Genomic DNA, 398 nt, shown 5'->3' on the forward strand with positions numbered 1-398 from the left:
AGTGGATGACGGCCACGTCCAGGGGCCGCCCGGCGGCGTCGTAGGTCACCCCGGTGTAGTGCAGGATCGGGCTCAACAGGGGGACTTGAAGCAGTCTCGAGGTCTCCGGGTCGGCCAGCCGCGCCTCCACCGTGTCCGTGATGCGGCCGATGTCCGCCCCCGCCACGTCCCGCAGCACCTTGGTCATGGGCCACCGGACGAGGTCGTCCAGGTCGATCCGCGCGGCCAGTTCGGGGCGGACGTAGTTGCGAGCGTGATTCGTCGGCTCGCCGGTCTTCTCGTCGCTGCGCAGCCGGTGGTACGTCGACACCTCCCGCACATCGGGGAAGAACTCGGCGAGTTCGCCCGGCACGGGCGCGCTGCCGTGGCGCCCGCCATACAGCGGACTAACCCCCCGG

Annotated in this window: 1 protein-coding gene; it reads right to left on the reverse strand. The window is 70.9% G+C overall.

Annotated features, from left to right (window positions below; translation table 11 throughout):
* A partial coding sequence (locus ABT116_RS38010; RefSeq protein ID WP_351643961.1) for a UTRA domain-containing protein occupies nt 1-398 on the reverse strand: 398 nt, incomplete at both ends.

It is taken from the genome of Streptomyces sp. NPDC002130 (assembly GCF_040296465.1).
Classification (GTDB): Bacteria; Actinomycetota; Actinomycetes; order Streptomycetales; family Streptomycetaceae; genus Streptomyces.